This is a genomic window from Flavobacterium anhuiense, assembly GCF_900101855.1.
GTDB classification, from domain to species: Bacteria; Bacteroidota; Bacteroidia; order Flavobacteriales; family Flavobacteriaceae; genus Flavobacterium; species Flavobacterium anhuiense.
The window spans coordinates 655629-673012 of record NZ_FMVC01000002.1 but is presented as its reverse complement, the minus strand read 5'-3'; the positions used below and the strand labels follow the sequence as shown (position 1 = coordinate 673012).

The window sequence follows — 17384 nt, the reverse complement described above, 5'->3', positions numbered from 1 at the left end:
TCTCGAACCGAATAACTTTGTGTGGATTTATTTGATTGTTTTTAAGTCATTGAGATTCTAAGATCTAAGTTTAATCTTAGAATCTCTTGACTTTTATTGTAGAATTGTATTTGAGATTCAAAAAGTTAAGTTTAAAAACTTAGCAACTTAGAACCTTAGTATCTTAGCAGCTTAATTAGCGCTTAAGTATTCAGCAGTGCTTAATCTATCTGCAGTCATAGCTTCCTTACCAGCTTCCCAGTTTGCAGGACAAACTTCACCTTTAGTTTGGATGTGAGTGTAAGCGTCAACCATTCTTAAGTATTCGTTTACGTTACGTCCTAATGGCATATCGTTTACGCTTTCGTGGAAAATTTTTCCAGTCTCGTCAATTAGGTAAGTAGCTCTGTAAGTTACGTTTGAACCTTCGATGATAACTGAATCTGTATCTTCGCTGTAGCTTGTAGATTCGATATCAAGAATACCTAAAATGTTAGCTAAGTTACGGTTAGTATCAGCTAAGATTGGGTAAGTAACACCTTCGATTCCACCATTGTTTTTTGGAGTATTTAACCAAGCAAAGTGAACTTCGTTAGTATCGCAAGAAGCACCAATTACGATAGTATTTCTTTTTTCGAATTCTGGTAATGCAGCTTGAAAGGCGTGTAATTCAGTTGGACATACAAAAGTAAAATCTTTTGGGTACCAAAATAAAAGTACTTTTTTATTGTTGTTTACTGCTTCTTCAAAAATGTTGATTTTTAAATTGTCACCCATTTCTGAGATAGCATCTACTGCAATACTTGGGAATTTTTTTCCTACTAAAGACATAATATTCGTTTTACGTTAAAAATTTATTTGGTGCAAAAGTAGGGCATAAGTACAGGTTCTTACAATAAGATGTGATTATAAATATTTATAAGTTGATAAATTTTGACTATTTAATGTTTTAACTTATTGAATATCAATATTTACTGGTAAAACGCCGTTGAACATATTTTTTTCTAAAAATTGAACTCCCGCTGTTTTTTGAAATTCTTCAAAATCTTGATATGCCTGAATTAATCCTGAAGCTTTTTTCAGGTTAGGAATTAAAGGCAATGCATAAGGATTTCCAAAAACAAAAATGATGCATTTTTTGGTCTGTAATAATTCAGAAAGCAGTTCTAAAACTTCGTTGTCAATTTCGAAATTATTCAGTGGTTTTGCTTTTGGAACAAATAATGAAATGATAATCGTTTCAAAATTTTCTAGTTCTTTTTTGATAGATGAAATATTGGATACTTCTAGATTTTCAAAAGCGAATTCTGGAGAACCGAGTTTTGTATTTAAAGTTTTGAAGAATGTATTTTCAGTATTTTTATATAAACTCAGTTTGGCTAATTTGTTGTTTTTCTGAGCTTCAAAAGCCAAATCTGAACTTGAGTTGTCTATAATTTTAGTAATGGCATTTTGAGCAATTTCTAGGTTTATTTTTGATGTTTTTTCGAAATCTAATTCGCCCAAAGCAACAATATTTCCAGAAAGAATTCCGGCTTTTTCTTTGGCTTTCATAATTCTGTTGTAGCTTTCAAAAATACGGTCTGGCGAAGCATTTTTATAAATCGCCTCAATTCCTTCAGGAACATTTTCGGCGAAACATAAAATATCATTTCCAGCATTAAAAGCTTCCCATTCCAATTGTCCTTTGGTTTCGTACAATTTAGAAACGCTGTGCATGTTTAAAGCATCAGAAATTACTAAACCATCATAACCTAATTTATCACGTAAGAGACCCTGAATGATTGCTTTTGACAAGGTTGCTGAGATATCTTTTCCGTCATTTAAACTCGGAACCGATAAATGTCCGATCATGATCGAATCGACATTGTTTTCAATTCCTTTAATGAATGGATATAATTCGTTATCTAATAATTCTTCTAAAGTTTGTTTTAAAACAGGCAATCCTAAATGCGAATCGACATTAGTATTTCCGTGTCCAGGGAAGTGTTTTAGACAGCCTAAAACGCCAACTTCTGACATTCCTTTTAAATATTCGATAGCAAAATCTGCTACTTTTTGTTTGTTTTCACCAAAAGAACGGTATCCAATAACAGGATTATTTGGATTATTGTTGATATCGGCCAAAGGCGATAAATTATACTGAATTCCAGCAGCTTTTAAATCTAAACCGATTTGTTTTCCAACTTCGTAAACCAAATTGGCTTTGTTTTCTGGCAAAGCGCCAAGCGTAATTGCATACGGATATTGCGGTGTTTTTTCAATTCGCATGGCCAATCCCCATTCCGCATCAATACTGATTAAAAGTGGAGTAGAAGCGGCTTTTTGATAACGTACGATCAAAGCTTTGATTTTATCATAGCTGTCATCATTAAAAACTACTTTTTTCTTGCTTTCGTAATTGGTTGCAGCACTCGCACGGCTGTGAAAAAAAGTCAGTCCGCCAATATTATGTTCTTTTATGAGGCGTTCGATTTCTTGAATATTTTCTTCAGTATCATTGATGAATACTGCTGGAAAGAAAAATTGTCCTATTTTTTGTCGTAATGCTTCGGCGGTAATTTTCATTATTATAAAGTCTTTTTCATGCAAACACTATTATCCATTTTCTCGTATGGAGGATAATTAGGAATTATGCTATAATTTAATTTTTGATATAAGTTGATGGCTTCCGGTTGGTTTTTTCCGGTTTCTAAAATCGTATAAGTATAACCGACTTCTTTTGCCCAGATTTCAAGTGCTGCTAAAATAGCAGAAGCGATTCCTTTTTTTCTATGATCTGGACGAACGTACATCCGTTTAATTTCTGTCGTATCTGGTTCTTTTTCGCGAAAAGCGCCGCAGCCAACAGGAATTCCATTTTCATAATACACGATTGTATGTTTTATTTTGTCGGTTTTATTAAACTGATTATAAAACGCATGATCTTCGCCATCTCGAATCGCTAAATCTTGATCTAATAAAACAACCAGATTTATAAAATCGGTATCGTCTGAATTAGTGCGTTTTAAAGTAACCATGTCAAATAAATTTAGGTATCTTGTTTTTTACATTAAGGCATTAAGTTCATAAAGCTATGGCTTAAATTGCTTAACCTATTCGAGGTAAAAGAAAATTAAGCTTAGCGTCTTAGTTTTACTTTATTTTCTTCTTTTCAACAAGAAAGTTCATAAAGCTTGGCTTAAATTACTTAATGTCTTAATGGTGAAAATTATTTCAACTTTGCTTTCTTTTGTTTAGCCAATTGTTTCTTGGTTTCAATTGCTTTTTCTAATCGGTTTTTAAAACGGAAAAGTTTTGGCAATCCTTCCAATCGGTCTTCAATTGTGATGATTTCGTAAACCACAATTGCTTTTTCTAAAACCCGGATTTCATTGTCCAGATCGTTTTCATTTTTATAGATCGTTGCTAATCGATCGTAAGGATGGTTTCCTTTAAAGCCTTCTGCAACATTTTCTTCATACAACTCAATCGCTTTTTCAAGATTTCCGTTTTTTTCGAACTCTGATCCTTTCAGATTTCGTTCGTTCTGCAAATTCTCATTGATTTCCATAGGTTAAAGTTTGATTTGGGATTAAACTTCTTCTGATTTCTTCCCAAAATCTTTTGGGAATATTAAAAAACGTGATAAAATAAGACCTGGAATTGTAGCTATTAAAACCCATACAAAGAAGTTTTGATAGCCTAAAAATTTCTGAATATAACCGCTTAACATTCCCGGAAGCATCATTCCTAATGCCATAAAACCAGTTGCAAGTGCATAATGTGCCGTTTTTGATTCTCCTTCTGCAACATGTATTAAATACATCATAAAACCTGTAAATCCAAAACCATAACCAAATTGTTCAAGAACAACCGTTATGCAAGTATAAAGATTTAATGGAGAATTTATTTCGAAAAAATATAAATTTATATGAAGATGAAAAAGCTCTTGTGGCTGAAAATGAGCTAAACCAATAAAACCAAGTATAGGAAGGTGCATCGCCAAAAACATTGGAAGCATCCATTTCGTAAGACCGTGTTTAGAGATTGCAATACCTCCTAAAATTCCCCCAACGGTAAGAGCAAAAATTCCCAAAGTGCCATAAATAATTCCAACAGCTTCGGTGTCTAATCCCATTCCGCCCAATTCTCTTTTATCAAGCAAAAACGGACTTAACATTTTTAGCAATTGCGATTCTCCTAATCTGAAAACCAAGATAAAAGTCAGAATTAATCCGATTTGTTTTTTCTTAAAGAAACTGATAAATATAGTTCCGAAGTTTTGATGAGGAGTTTCTTTTTCGGTTTTAACGGCATTGATTTCGTTTTTTGGTGTAAAAATGAAATTGTAAGCGGTAATAAATGTCATCAATAAACCAACACAAATCATAGTATAAGACCAAGCTTTTGTATTGTCGCCATATTTATGTTCCAAATATCCTGCAAAAAGTACTACCAAACCATTTCCTGCGAGCATAGAAAGTCTGTAGAAAGTGCTTCTGATTCCGATAAAGAAAGATTGTTTGTCTTCTGGCAAAACCAATAAATAGAAACCGTCAGTCGCAATATCATTCGAAGCCGATGCAAAGGCAGCAACCCAAAATATGGCTAATGACATCATGAAGAAACCGTTTGTGGGAATCGTTAATCCGACCAATAAAAAGGCAATTGAAATTATTAACTGCATCCATAAAAACCATTTTCTCTTGGTTCCGATTAATTCAATAAGCGGGCTCCAAAGCGGTTTTACCACCCAAGGAAGATATAATAAACTGGTATAAACTCCGATGTCTTCATTTGAAATTCCTAGATTTTTGTACATAATTACCGAAACCGAAATAATTATGGCATAAGGCAATCCAGATGCAAAGTTTAGAAGCGGAATCCAGAACCAAGGTTTGTTATCTGTTTTCATTAGGTTGATTTGGTGTATAGTTTTTAAATGGTTTTTTGAGGTCTATAGCCGTTGGTGTGCTTTCGTTGGCATAATAATCAATAAAAGTTACCGCACAGGCTTTGTAAAGATTTAGTTTTCCGGCCGCAATAGCAAAATTGATTTTGCCGTCAACTTCTTTTATGGTAACTTTTTCAATGATTTTTGTCGCATCGTTAATGTCGATTTTCGAAATATGTTCGCCTCCATAAACCACCATATAACGAACTTTTGTATTTAGCGGACTTTGGAATGTGAAATTATATTTGATGCTGTCTTTACTGTACTCCAAAACCTTTGGAGTATCGATAATAACATGTTTTAAATTTGGAACCGCTGCAGGAAGTGCAGGATATTTATATTGATTTTCTTCTAAATGGCGAACCACATCAAAGTTTTTGCCCATAAACCATTTTGAACTGAAATAAGCACTTCCAGAAACATTTTTAAAGGTTCTTAAAAAATCAATCTGATTTGGAATTTCGGTCATATAATTCCAGTTTTTATCGCCGTCAGCTCTAATTTTATATGTAGCATGCCCGATGTAAATGGCTGTGTTATTAGCATTTTCCGACCACCATTTTACCAATTTAGAATAAGAAGCTCTAGTGTTGTTCATGCTCCAATACAATTGCGGCAAAATATAATCGATCCATTTTTGATCCATCCAAAGCATCGGATCGGCGTACAAATCATCATAATTTGAAGTAGATTGCGTTTCAGAACCTCTTGGATCTTGATATTTGTTTCGCCAAACCCCAAACGGACTAATTCCGAATTGAACCCAAGGTTTGCTTTCTTTGATTGTATTGGAAATCGCATGCACAAAGTTGCTCACATTCGCACGACGCCAATCGGAGAGGCTTAAACCTGCTCCATATTTTTTGTAAGATGCAGAATCGTTAAAAACTTTTCCTGGAACAGCGTACGGATAAAAATAATCGTCAAAATGAATCGCGTCGATATCATATTTATCAACGACTTCTTTTACCACTTTTGTTAAATGTGCCTGAACTTCAGGCAAAGCAGGATCATAATAATATTTTCCGCCGTATTCAATCATCCATTCTGGATGCTTAAAAAGATCATGATTTGGACTTAGAAGATTTTTATTTAAGTCGAAAGTGGCACGATACGGATTTAACCAAGCGTGAAATTCAAATCCACGGTTGTGCGCCTGCTCAATCATCCAAGCCAGAGTATCGTAATACGGATTTGGGGCCAAACCTTCTTTTCCAGTCAAGAAGCGTGACCAAGGAGCAAATTCAGATGGATAGATAGCATCACCCACACTTCGAACCTGAACAATTACAGCGTTATAATTTAGTTTTTTGTAGGCTTCTAAAATTTCAAGATAATCAGCTTTTTCTTTTTCTACGTTGTCTGTTGCTGTTTTTGGCCAATCGATATTTACAACGGTTGCAATCCAGACACCTCTAAATTCATTTTTTGGATGCATTGTTTTTTCCTGTGAAAAAGATTTCCATCCAAAGAAAAATAAAAATATAATAGAGTATAATAAGTGCTGATTTTTATGCATTTCAATCTTTTTAAACAAAAACCAAAAATAGGCTTAATTTTTTTTCTGCCACAAATTCACGAATTTTATTTTACGCAAAGTATTTAAAAAATAATTCGTGAATTCGTGGCTATTTTTTTTATTTTCAATCTGGGAAAGAAATTTTCCCCATTGTTACTGACGGAATTCCTTTTTGTGAACCAAAATTATAATTGCCGCCAGCAACGGTTTCATTGGCCAAAACGGCAAACAAAACTGCTTCTTTGGCATCGCCTGAAATTCCGAGAATGTCGCTTTTTTCAAATTTACAAGGCAATAATTCCTGCAACCACTTCACCATTAACGGATTTCGAGCGCCACCGCCAGACATATAAACTGTAAACTCTTCGATTGGAGTTTTAGTATTTTCTACAACAAACAAAACCGCTTCGGCAATCGTTTCTGCGCTCAGACGTGTCAAAGTGGCCAGCAAATCTGGTGCCGAAATATTCTGTAATCCTAATTTTACCAAAGCCGAATTCACAAAATCATGATTAAATAATTCCTGACCAATCGTTTTTGGAAAACTTTTCTGGAAGAAAGCATCGCTTTTTAATTCGTTTAAAAGTTCTTGATTTACCGTTCCTTTTTTAGCGATTTCAGCATCTTTATCGAAGCTTTTTTGAGGGAAAAACTGTTTGGTGAAAATATCGATTAAAGTATTGGCTGTTCCAGTATCGGTTACAAAAACTTCTTCGGCATTTTGTGAAGCGGGCAAATAAGTGAAATTTGCGATTCCGCCCATGTTGAGCATAATTCGGTTTTCTCCTTTTTTGCTGAATAATAAATAATCGCCGTAAACCGCCAAAGGCGCACCTTCGCCACCCGCAGCAACGTGCTTTTGTCTAAAATCTGAAAGTGTGATAATTCCCGTTTTTACCGCAATATGATCGCCGTCCCCAATTTGCAGAGTAGCATTTGGAAATTTTTCCTGCTGATGTAAAAACTTTGGCGCATGCAGAACAGTTTGTCCGTGCGAAGCAATCAAATCAACTTCGGTTGCGGGAATATTCCATTTAGCAAGACAATCGTTTATCATTCCAGCGTGCAAATCTGCAATCCATTCGTTTAATAAGACCAAATGCTGAAAGTCGATTGTTTTCTGCGCAAATACTTTTCTGATTTCGGTTTTAATATCGTCGTCGTAATCGATAGTTTCAAATTGTTGTATTTTTACAGCCGTATTTCCGCCTTCGCCCGAAACTTCACAAAGAGCCAAATCGAGTCCATCAAGAGAAGTTCCTGACATTAAACCTAATATTTTTCGAGTCTCTTTTTGAGCAATTTCGTAGAGAGCTTTTATGTTTTTATTCATTTCGAGTAATCTTAAAAACGCAATTAATTTGGAAACGCTAAAATGGGATTTATTTGCGTATAAATTTAGAAAAAAGAGATTTTATTGTTTCTATTTACAAGAATTAACAAAAAATCAATAGAGATGGAATATTAGTGTTTAAATATGTCGCTCTGCTGAAGCTTTTGTGACGACGAATCAAAATGGCTATAAATATTTTGCTTCTCCGAAGCTAGTTTGAAATAACTCGAAAGGCATTACAATTGTAATCTTAATTAATGAAATAAAAAACCTCGACTTAAAAAATCGAGGTTTTTCTTTTTAAATTCTACTCCACCTCCAAATATGGATTTAAAGTTTCTGCTAATTCATTGAGCCAATAAAAGCTGTCTCTTAATTTGATGATTTCGCTTTGAAATGTTTCATGTTCGCTCAAAACACATAAAGCGAGCGTAAAATTTACCTGCCTTAATGTTTTAGCCATTTCAACAGGATCGATTCTGTCGTTGAAAAAATTCAAAAGCTTGATTTCGGTTTGTTTTGAAATTGTGTTGGTACTCATAATCTTTGTGTTTAGGAAAAGAACCCGCACAGCTAAGGTGTCCTACGCCACAAAGTGCGTTGCAGTTGTTTCCAATACCGCCACCATACCGCACGGGCAAAAGTTTTTTTGATATCATATTTCTTTGTGTTTAGGATTGTAAAGATATCAAAAAAATATTTTAAGTAAGAAAAATATTATATTCTTAAAATGATTTTTTACACTAAAAAAATCATTTGCGCTTTGTAAATATAAAACGATATTTTTACAAAAGAGAATATCCAAATAAATCAAATAATGAAAAATAGAATTTTGATTCGTATTACTTTGTTTTGTACAGCATTATTAGTAATTAATACATTTTATAGCTGTTCAGAAAAAAATAATGTTACTCCTATTTATGCTGAAATTCCAGACGCAAATTTTAAAGCTTGTTTAAGAAAGATAGTGCCGTTGGCTTTTACAGCGGATGGTAAATTTATATCAAATCATCCTTCTGTTGTTTCTTATGATGAGATAATGAGTATCAGAAATAAAAATATAACTTCTTTATCAGGCATAGAATATTTTACATCTTTAAAAAAAACTTGATTGTGTAGAATCAGTTGACAACTATTGATGTAAGCAAAAATTTGGCGTTGACGAATCTTTATTGTGGGCATAATCAGCTTACGCATATTGATGTAAGTAAGAATATAAATTTAATAAAAATTGACTGCAGTAATAATAAACTCACTACTCTTGATGTTAGTAAAAATCTCAATTTAATTGAGCTTTTTTGTTGTTGTAATTTGCTGACCACTATTAAGTTTGGGGAAAATGATGTTTTGAGAAAAATTTATTGTCCATATAATCAACTTTCTGTTTTGGACATTAGACAAAACAAAGGATTGATAGAACTGAATTGTAAAGATAATCTACGTAATACTGTAATTATTGTAGATCCAAATAGCAGACTTGTTAGGCTTTATTTGGATAGTTTTATTATGTGTAATCATCCTAGTATAAAGGCTTTTAAAGACCGAGGTGGTGAATTATATGGTACTTATTCAGAGGTATTGCCACCATTTGACTGTAAATAATATATAAATGAAATATATACAAGACGAAAGTATTTTTGTACTACTTGGAGGAATTACTGTTTTTACATTACTTATTTGGTGGATTAGATCTGGAGATATAAAAGAATCTAAAAAACTGGAAAAAGAAGGTTTAGAAATGGACTCTCTGACAAAAATGCGTAGTTGGAAAGTTTATGGCATTGCAGGGGTTGGAATTATTGCGATGTTATTTGAAATCTTAAAACGACTTTATCTATTTATATTTCATTAAAATCTATTAATGAAACCAAGTGCCCTAGCCCTGATGGAAGCGGCATCCTTTTGCGCCGAGGTTCGGCGTAAAAGATATAGCGGACAGCAGGAAATAGCTTCTTACCTAAATTCCAATTTTTAAATTCCAAATCCCAAAAGAAGAGGTTTTCGTTTTCATAAGCCTTCGACTCTGCTCAGGGTAACAATCGTTTTTTATGTTTTTATGAGCCTTTTTCGATGGATATAAGATCACTCAAGATGACAATTTATTTAGAGAGAAACCTTTGTCACTTTGCAACTTTGGGTCTTTGTACCTTATTTCAACACAAACCCATTCTCCTTCAATTTCTTCAAAACCGCTGCAATAATCTTAGAACGGCATTCAGAATTTTGAATCGTTGATGCGGTTTTAACCCAATAGCGAACATTCAGCTGAATAACACCCGCAGCGGCGACATCGGTAATTACGGCGGCGTTTTCGTGGTCTTTTTCGGTTACTTCTTCGCTGTTGCCTAAAACTTCTTTTACGAGTTCGATGGCGCGGGTATAATCAGAACCATATTCCAGTCCGACTGTGAAAGTCTGAAGCAGAAAACCTTCGCTGTTGTAGTTAATTAAAGTGTTTTTTATAAGAAGCGCGTTTGGGATATAAATGATTTTAGAATCGCTTTTTACTTCAGTATCGCGCAGGTTGAGATTGATGACTTCGCCTTTTACGCCATTACTTTCGATAATATCACCAATAGAAAACGGACGTTTGAAAGCGAGCAGAATTCCCGCAAGGAAATTTTCTCCAATATCTTTCAGCGCAAAACCAATAACGAAAGCTGAGATTCCAGCGCCAGCAAGCATACTTTGTGCAACGCCTTCGAGACCAATGATTCGGAACATAAACAAGATTCCGATGATAATTAAAACCGATTTAATTAATCGGGCAATAAAAACTGCCAAAAGGCGATCGTGCATTTTGGCTTTGAGTCGGTTTCCAGCAAAAAGGCCAACACGGCTCGCAATAAACCATGAAATTAAAACGACGAGAATCGCCAGAATAAATTTTGGCGTAAGATCGACAATGCTGTAATAATAGTTTTCTAAGTGTTTAAAGACGTCCTGAACGAAATTTTCCATGATAATAAAGCCGTAATATGTAAATTCTTAAAATTACGATTTCGATATTGGGAGCGTTTATAGAATTCGACTTTAATTTTATAAAAATGCGAGGCTGAGGTTTAGATAAATTCCCATTTTGTACATTTTAAACTGCTATATCTTTATATTTGTTGTCTCAATTTTTGAGGAATTATTTTAAAGAAAAAGCACCATTTAATATGTTGACCCAATCTCATTTAGAGCAATTAGCCAGCGAACTCGAAGGCACACTTTTATACGATGATCTTCATAAAACACTTTATTCGACAGATGCATCGGTGTATCGGATTCGGCCAAATGCGGTGGCTTTGCCTAAATCTACAGCAGATATCAGCAGGTTAATTCGCTTTGCGGCAGAACATAATATTTCGATTACGCCAAGAACTGCAGGAACTTCATTGGCAGGACAAGCTGTTGGCGACGGCCTTGTGGTGGATGTTTCGAAACATTTTACCAAAATATTGGGTTATGATGCCGAAAAAAAAACGGTTACTGTTCAGCCTGGCGTTATTCGTGATGAACTGAATTTGTATTTAAAACCTCACGGTGTATTTTTTGCTCCAATTACTTCAACATCAAACCGTGCGATGATTGGCGGAATGGTGGGAAATAATTCATCTGGAACAACTTCGATTCGATACGGTGTGACGCGCGATAAAATTGCTGAGGTAAAAGCGATTTTGAGTGACGGAACGGAAGTTGCTTTTGGCGAATTGACTTCGGCGGAATTTATTGAGAAAACCAAAGGCGATTCTTTAGAAAATAAAATTTACAAAAGCGTTTACGACGAACTTTCGGTAAAAGAAAATCAGGAAGAAATTATTAAAGAGTTTCCGAAACCAGAAATTCACAGACGAAATACAGGTTATGCAGTTGATATTCTGCTAAAATCTGAATTGTTTGGCGGAACTGAACCAACAATAAACTTAGGAAAATTACTTTGCGGAAGCGAAGGAACTTTGGCCTTCACAACCGAAGTAACTTTAAAAGTTGACGATTTACCGCCACCTCATAGTATTATGGTTGTGGCGCATTATCATACGATTCAGGAATCTTTGGAATCTGTTGTGGTGGCAATGAAACATCATTTGTACACTTGCGAAATGATCGACGACACGATTTTGGATTGTACGAAAACCAATCGCGAACATATTAAAAACCGTTTCTTTTTGGTTGGAGAACCAAAAGCGATTATGCTGTTTGAAGTAGCATCTGATACATTGGAAGATGCCGAAAATCAGGCAAATGCTTTAATTGCCGATTTAGAAAAAAACAATTTTGGTTATGCGCTCGTAAAAATTTACGGTCCCGATATTGAAAAAGCAAACGAATTGCGAAAAGCGGGTCTAGGACTTTTAGGAAGTATTGTAGGCGATGATAAAGCTGCCGATTCTATTGAAGATACGGCAGTAGAATTAAGTGATTTACCAGCCTATATTGCAGAGTTTTCAGCGATGATGTTGCGTCACGGACAAGAAGCGATTTATTACGCACATGCGGGTGCGGGAGAATTGCACTTGCGTCCTGTTTTGAATTTGAAGAAAACATCTGACTTAAAATTATTCAGAACCATTGCGACGGAAGTAGCGCATTTGGTGAAAAAATACAGAGGTTCGTTAAGCGGTGAACACGGTGACGGAATTGTACGCGGAGAGTTTATTCCGTTTATGATTGGCGATAAGAATTACGAATTGCTGAAAAGGTTAAAACTGGCATTCGATCCAAATTCGGTTTTAAATATCGGGAAGATTGTCAATGCTTTGAAAATGGACGAAAATCATCGCGTAGTTTCGGGCAGGGTAGAACCAGATATTAAAACGTTTCAGGATTTCTCAGACAGTTTGGGAATTTTACGTGCAGCCGAAAAATGTAACGGCTCTGGCGATTGTAGAAAAATGCCATCGGCGGGCGGAGCGATGTGCCCGAGTTATCGTGCGACCAGAAATGAAAAAGAGACAACTCGTGCAAGAGCAAACGCTTTACGCGAATATTTGACGTACTCTGAAAAAGAAAACAAATTTGACCAAAAGGAATTATACGAAGTTTTTGAGTTGTGCGTGAGCTGTAAAGCCTGTGCAAGCGAATGCCCAAGTAATGTGGACGTTGCAACTCTTAAAGCAGAATTTTTATACCAATACCAAAAAGCAAACGGATTTTCGACCCGAAATAAAATTTTTGCCAACAATGCCAAATTGAACAAAATGGGAAGCAAATTCCCTTCGATTACGAATTTTATTTCGAATCAGTCATTGGTAAAAAAAACAATGGGAATTGCGCCAGAAAGACAAGTTCCATTATTAGCGAAAAAGACTTTTAGAAAATGGTATCAAAACAATAAACCTTCACAAACCGATTTTCCAAACGGAAGATTGTATCTGTTTGTTGATGAATTTACGAATTATTACGACGTAAATATTGGAATTGATGCTTTTGAATTGTTGACTAAATTGGGTTATCAGGTTTTGGTTGTAGATCATGAAGAAAGTGGAAGAACGTATCTTTCAAAAGGATTTCTGGAAGAGGCGAAGAAAATAGCTAATCACAACGTAAATATTTTTAAAGATTTGGTTTTAGCCAATGCGCCTTTGGTTGGAATTGAACCTTCGGCGATTTTGACTTTTAGAGATGAATATCTTCGTTTAGCCGATGATAAAGAAGCTGCAGAAAAGTTGTCTAGAAATGCATTTACAATTGAAGAATTTTTCAAAAAAGAAATCATAGACGGAAAGATAACTTCAGATTCTTTTTCTGAAGAAGCTAAAGAAATTAAAATCCACGGACATTGCCACCAGAAATCTTTAAGTTCTGTTGAAGCTACTTTTGCCATGCTAAATCTTCCTAAAAATAACACGGTTACGATTTACAATTCTGGATGTTGCGGAATGGCAGGTTCTTTTGGTTATGAAAAAGAGCATTATCAGGTGAGCATGCAAATGGGAGAAGATACTTTATTTCCAAAAGTGCGTAATACAGCGGAAAATGTAAAAATTGCTGCTGCTGGAACAAGTTGTCGTCATCAAATTTATGATGGGACGAAGCGTGAAGCACAGCATCCTGTTAGTATTTTGAGAAATTGCTTGAAATAATTTAATGGCAATCCCGATAGCTATCGGGAGTAAGGAACTACGCGAAAAGGGCGCAAAGATTTTTTTCTCGCAGATTTGGCAGATTGAGCAGATTTATTTTTGTATGATAAAAAATCCGCGGAATCTGCCAAATCTGCGAGAGAAATATAACTATTTCAAACTTATTTTTTTACCAGTTTCAGCGGCTTTATAAATAGCATTGATAATTCTAACGTCTTTAATTCCTTCTTCGCCTGTAATATGAGTTGGGAGTTTTTTATTGGCTAAAATCACTTTACAAATCTCATCCATTTGGGTTTGCTGTTGATTTATAACGGGAAAATTAAATGGTTTTCCATCAGATCTTTTGCCTACAAAAGGTCCGTAGCTTACTGCGGGACTCATTTCGAAGAAACCTTCATCAGCAGCGGCATAAAATCGGTCAATGCCAAAACCATAAGAACTGCTGCAATTTGCAACGGCTCCGCTAGGAAATTCCATTTGCCATGTTATGTTTTCCTCAACTTGTGCAAATCTGTTTTTGTTGTTTATATGTCCAAATTGTGCCGTAACCGCTATTGGTTCTTCGCCTAAAACATAACGCGAAACTTGGATGCAATACACTCCCAAATTGATTAAGGCACCACCGCCTGCCCATTTTTTAGTCAATCGCCATTCGTTACGGGCATTTAGATCGACAGGTTTATTGATATCACGAACATCATACGTACTGTAACCAAGACCTGTTTCGATGTAGCGGACTTGTCCCAAAACTTTTTCTTGTCCCAATCGCTTTACTTCTAAATGATTCGGTTCGTAATGCAAACGATATCCCATTGCCAGTTGTACGTTATTTTCATTGCAAACTTTGATCATTTCTTCGCAATCCTCAATCGTAATGGCCATTGGCTTTTCGACAATAACATGTTTTCCTGCTTTTGCGGCACGTACAGTAAATTCTTTGTGCAATGCATTTGGAGTAACGACGTATACTAAATCAATGTCTTTATTTTTTACGATTGAATCAAAATTTTCGTAATTGTAGATATTTTTTTCAGGAATATTATACTTCTTTTTCCATGTTTCAGCTTTTGATGGTGTTCCGGTAACTATTCCAGCAAGCTGGCAATATTCAGAGACCTGAAGTCCTTCAGCTAGCAATGAAGCATAGTTTCCTAAACCGCACAAAGCAATATTTAATTTTTTTCCAGTATAAGGCTGATGTGTTTTTTCTGTTTCGGTTAGAAAAGAAGGAAGCGTAATCATTACAGCCGAAGCTCCAACACCAAGTCCTAATTTATTTACAAAAGAACGTCTTGTTATTTTTTCCATAAAATGATTCTTTAAAAATTAAATACTATTTAATTAGTAAGCCGATTTGAGGAAATGTTACATTTGTGATTGAAATAGATTTAACCGCAAAGAGCGCAATCCAGATAGCTATCGGGAGCGTGAGAAAATTTATAGACAAAGATTTGAAAAAATAATTCGTGAATTCGTGGCAGAAAAAACACCTGTAAAAACAAAATCGTTTTATATATTTGAAATCAGGATAATTTTTGCATTATTTGCAAAATAAAACAAAAAGCACTGAATTAAATTAATTTATAACAGCAAAACATTATATGGCATTTTCAAGTTTATTCCGAAAGAAAACAGTACAGGATATTCTGAAGCAGGTTGCACAGAACGAAACAGACGGTCATAATGCCTTAGGAAAACATTTGACAACTAAGGATTTAACGGCTTTTGGAATCGCAGCTATTGTTGGAGCGGGAATTTTCAGTACCATTGGAAAAGCCAGTGCAGACGGTGGGCCAGCCGTAATTTTCTTATTCTTATTTACTGCTTTGGCATGTAGTTTTGCCGCTTTTGCTTACGCAGAATTTGCTTCGATGGTTCCAGTTTCTGGAAGTGCATACACTTACTCGTATGTAGCTTTTGGAGAATTAATTGCTTGGATTATCGGTTGGGCTTTAATCATGGAATATGCCGTTGGAAATATAACCGTCGCCATTTCGTGGAGCGATTATTTTACAGGACTGCTCCAGAGTGGCGGGATTCATTTACCGCAATGGATTCAAATGGATTACCTAACTGCATCAAACGGTTTTAAGGATGCCGAAGCTTTAATGCGAGGCGGAAAATCATTCGAAAATTTAAGTGTTGCGTTACAACAGGCACACACAGCTTGGACCACAGCACCAACAATAGGATCTTTCCATTTTGTAACCGATATACCAGCTTTATTCATCATTATTTTGATTACAGCTTTGGTTTATAGAGGAATGAAAGAATCTCGTAACGCAAGCAACTTAATGGTTGTGGTAAAACTTTGCGTGGTGCTTTTAGTTATCGCAGTTGGAATATTTTATGTAGATACGGCAAACTGGAGTCCGTTTGCGCCAAATGGAGTTAGCGGCGTTTTAAAAGGAGTTTCAGCAGTATTCTTCGCTTACATTGGTTTTGATGCTATTTCGACAACAGCAGAAGAATGTAAAAATCCGCAAAGAGATTTACCGCGAGGTATGATGTGGGCGATTATTATTTGTACACTTTTATATATTGCCATTGCTTTGGTTTTAACTGGAATGGTAAAATACCATGAATTAAACGTTGGAGATCCTTTGGCATTTGTATTCGATAAATTAGACTTAAAATGGATGTCTGGAATTATTGCCGTTAGTGCAGTAGTGGCTATGGCGAGCGTTTTATTGGTTTTTCAGATGGGACAGCCTCGTATCTGGATGAGTATGAGCCGTGATGGTTTATTGCCAAAGAAATTCTCAACCGTTCATCCAAAATTCAAAACGCCTTCGTTTGCTACAATCGTAACAGGATTTGTTGTGGCGATTCCAGCATTATTCTTAAACCTTACCATGGTAACCGATTTATGCAGTATAGGGACTTTGTTTGCTTTTGTGTTGGTTTGTGCAGGAGTTTTAGTATTGCAGAACAAACCTGAAATTCCTAGAGGAAAATTTAAGACGCCTTATATCAATTCAAAATATATTTTGCCAGTTTTGATGATTGCTGGATTGTATTATGCTTTTGCATTCAATAATAAAGCGACAATGGCGTTTATCAATAACGATCCGCAGATTTATGATGCGACTTCGATTGTCACTTCTTTAGATAAATCAGAATCGGAACAAGTTTTCAAATATCTAGAAAGTATCGAAGTCAACAATAAAACTGCCGAAACTTCAGATTTAGAACATTTATTAGGACAATATCAGGATGATGAAACCAAATATGCTGAGGTTGTAAAAGGTCTTCCAATTGCTGATTCTGCAAAATACGAATCAGGTTTTGGGTTATTTAAACACAAAATTCCAATGTGGATATTCTTATTCGTTTTAGTTGGATTATCGGTTTGGGCTTTCAGAAAAAATCTTTCTTTGATTCCGCTTTTAGGACTTATCTGCTGTCTGTATATGATGGCCGAATTAAGCGTTTGGAATTGGATTTATTTTACTGTCTGGTTAATTATCGGATTGCTAATTTACTTTACATACAGTAGAAAAAACAGTAAACTTAACTTGGATAAGTTGTAAGTTAAGAGTTAGT

The 17384-nt window shown here is 35.2% G+C and carries 15 protein-coding genes; 5 read left to right on the top strand and 10 right to left on the bottom strand.

All coding sequences use genetic code 11. The features are described 5' to 3' along the window. Positions 1 to 171: 171 nt before the first annotated feature. The 8 genes from BLP44_RS07505 to BLP44_RS07470 all read right to left on the bottom strand — a co-directional run bounded on the left by BLP44_RS07505 (position 172) and on the right by BLP44_RS07470 (position 8308). Positions 172 to 810, bottom strand: a complete 639-nt coding sequence (locus tag BLP44_RS07505; protein ID WP_008462031.1) for a peroxiredoxin — start codon at positions 808 to 810, stop codon at positions 172 to 174. Positions 811 to 933: 123 nt separating this feature from the next. Then, positions 934 to 2547 (bottom strand): glycoside hydrolase family 3 protein, encoded by a 1614-nt coding sequence (locus BLP44_RS07500; protein ID WP_091131150.1) that lies wholly within the window; start codon positions 2545 to 2547, stop codon positions 934 to 936. Positions 2548 to 2549: 2 nt separating this feature from the next. Further along, positions 2550 to 2999 (bottom strand): GNAT family N-acetyltransferase, encoded by a 450-nt coding sequence (locus BLP44_RS07495; protein ID WP_066032493.1) that lies wholly within the window; start codon positions 2997 to 2999, stop codon positions 2550 to 2552. A 191-nt stretch (positions 3000 to 3190) separates the two neighbouring features. Next, positions 3191 to 3532 carry a tetratricopeptide repeat protein gene (locus BLP44_RS07490; RefSeq protein WP_091131146.1) on the bottom strand — a complete coding sequence of 114 codons (342 nt, stop codon included), beginning with the start codon at positions 3530 to 3532 and terminating at the stop codon, positions 3191 to 3193. Positions 3533 to 3553: 21 nt separating this feature from the next. After that, a complete protein-coding gene (locus BLP44_RS07485) occupies positions 3554 to 4876 on the bottom strand; it encodes an MFS transporter (RefSeq protein WP_008462038.1) in 1323 nt (440 codons plus the stop codon). Continuing rightward, positions 4863 to 6434, bottom strand: coding sequence for a glycoside hydrolase family 10-like protein (locus BLP44_RS07480; protein ID WP_091131404.1), 1572 nt, complete (start codon positions 6432 to 6434; stop codon positions 4863 to 4865). Before BLP44_RS07480 ends, BLP44_RS07485 begins: the two co-directional genes overlap by 14 nt. A gap of 124 nt (positions 6435 to 6558) precedes the next feature. Beyond that, a complete protein-coding gene (locus tag BLP44_RS07475; protein WP_091131143.1) occupies positions 6559 to 7767 on the bottom strand; it encodes an anhydro-N-acetylmuramic acid kinase in 1209 nt (402 codons plus the stop codon). A 307-nt stretch (positions 7768 to 8074) separates the two neighbouring features. Further along, a complete protein-coding gene (locus tag BLP44_RS07470) occupies positions 8075 to 8308 on the bottom strand; it encodes a hypothetical protein (RefSeq protein ID WP_066035086.1) in 234 nt (77 codons plus the stop codon). Positions 8309 to 8584: 276 nt separating this feature from the next. On the opposite strand from BLP44_RS07470, the gene BLP44_RS07465 reads away from it, so the two are divergent. Genes BLP44_RS07465 through BLP44_RS07455 form a run of 3 tightly spaced genes read left to right on the top strand, consistent with a single transcriptional unit; the run spans position 8585 to position 9619 of the window. Next, positions 8585 to 8878, top strand: a complete 294-nt coding sequence (locus BLP44_RS07465) for a hypothetical protein (RefSeq protein WP_091131139.1) — start codon at positions 8585 to 8587, stop codon at positions 8876 to 8878. Positions 8879 to 8892: 14 nt separating this feature from the next. Next, complete coding sequence (locus BLP44_RS07460; RefSeq protein WP_091131136.1) at positions 8893 to 9369, top strand: leucine-rich repeat domain-containing protein; 477 nt, start codon at positions 8893 to 8895, stop codon at positions 9367 to 9369. 7 nt (positions 9370 to 9376) lie between these two features. Then, on the top strand, positions 9377 to 9619 hold the full coding sequence (locus BLP44_RS07455) for a hypothetical protein (protein WP_091131133.1): 243 nt from the start codon (positions 9377 to 9379) through the stop codon (positions 9617 to 9619). Positions 9620 to 9915: 296 nt separating this feature from the next. Here BLP44_RS07455 and BLP44_RS07450 read toward each other — a convergent pair whose 3' ends face one another. Continuing rightward, positions 9916 to 10728, bottom strand: a complete 813-nt coding sequence (locus BLP44_RS07450) for a mechanosensitive ion channel family protein (protein WP_091131131.1) — start codon at positions 10726 to 10728, stop codon at positions 9916 to 9918. 200 nt (positions 10729 to 10928) lie between these two features. Between BLP44_RS07450 and BLP44_RS07445 the strand changes: the two genes are divergently transcribed. Continuing rightward, positions 10929 to 13835, top strand: a complete 2907-nt coding sequence (locus BLP44_RS07445; protein ID WP_091131128.1) for an FAD-binding and (Fe-S)-binding domain-containing protein — start codon at positions 10929 to 10931, stop codon at positions 13833 to 13835. 150 nt (positions 13836 to 13985) lie between these two features. On the opposite strand, the gene BLP44_RS07440 is transcribed toward BLP44_RS07445, so the two are convergent. Continuing rightward, entirely contained in the window at positions 13986 to 15146 is a 1161-nt protein-coding gene (locus tag BLP44_RS07440; protein ID WP_091131125.1) for a Gfo/Idh/MocA family protein, read from the bottom strand. A 293-nt stretch (positions 15147 to 15439) separates the two neighbouring features. Here BLP44_RS07440 and BLP44_RS07435 point away from each other — a divergent pair, with 293 nt between their 5' ends. Next, the gene (locus BLP44_RS07435; RefSeq protein ID WP_091131121.1) at positions 15440 to 17371 is read left to right on the top strand and encodes an amino acid permease; all 1932 of its coding nucleotides are present in this window, start codon (positions 15440 to 15442) and stop codon (positions 17369 to 17371) included. Positions 17372 to 17384: the final 13 nt, after the last annotated feature.

Excerpts from the sequence above, each read along its gene's own strand:
- BLP44_RS07505 (WP_008462031.1), bottom strand. The coding sequence starts at position 810 with ATGTCTTTAGTAGGAAAAAAATTCCCAAGTATTGCAGTAGATGCTATC.
- BLP44_RS07500 (WP_091131150.1), bottom strand. The coding sequence starts at position 2,547 with ATGAAAATTACCGCCGAAGCATTACGACAAAAAATAGGACAATTTTTC.
- BLP44_RS07495 (WP_066032493.1), bottom strand. The coding sequence starts at position 2,999 with ATGGTTACTTTAAAACGCACTAATTCAGACGATACCGATTTTATAAAT.
- BLP44_RS07490 (WP_091131146.1), bottom strand. The coding sequence starts at position 3,532 with ATGGAAATCAATGAGAATTTGCAGAACGAACGAAATCTGAAAGGATCA.
- BLP44_RS07485 (WP_008462038.1), bottom strand. The coding sequence starts at position 4,876 with ATGAAAACAGATAACAAACCTTGGTTCTGGATTCCGCTTCTAAACTTT.
- BLP44_RS07480 (WP_091131404.1), bottom strand. The coding sequence starts at position 6,434 with ATGCATAAAAATCAGCACTTATTATACTCTATTATATTTTTATTTTTC.
- BLP44_RS07475 (WP_091131143.1), bottom strand. The coding sequence starts at position 7,767 with ATGAATAAAAACATAAAAGCTCTCTACGAAATTGCTCAAAAAGAGACT.
- BLP44_RS07470 (WP_066035086.1), bottom strand. The coding sequence starts at position 8,308 with ATGAGTACCAACACAATTTCAAAACAAACCGAAATCAAGCTTTTGAAT.
- BLP44_RS07465 (WP_091131139.1), top strand. The coding sequence starts at position 8,585 with ATGAAAAATAGAATTTTGATTCGTATTACTTTGTTTTGTACAGCATTA.
- BLP44_RS07455 (WP_091131133.1), top strand. The coding sequence starts at position 9,377 with ATGAAATATATACAAGACGAAAGTATTTTTGTACTACTTGGAGGAATT.
- BLP44_RS07450 (WP_091131131.1), bottom strand. The coding sequence starts at position 10,728 with ATGGAAAATTTCGTTCAGGACGTCTTTAAACACTTAGAAAACTATTAT.
- BLP44_RS07445 (WP_091131128.1), top strand. The coding sequence starts at position 10,929 with ATGTTGACCCAATCTCATTTAGAGCAATTAGCCAGCGAACTCGAAGGC.
- BLP44_RS07440 (WP_091131125.1), bottom strand. The coding sequence starts at position 15,146 with ATGGAAAAAATAACAAGACGTTCTTTTGTAAATAAATTAGGACTTGGT.
- BLP44_RS07435 (WP_091131121.1), top strand. The coding sequence starts at position 15,440 with ATGGCATTTTCAAGTTTATTCCGAAAGAAAACAGTACAGGATATTCTG.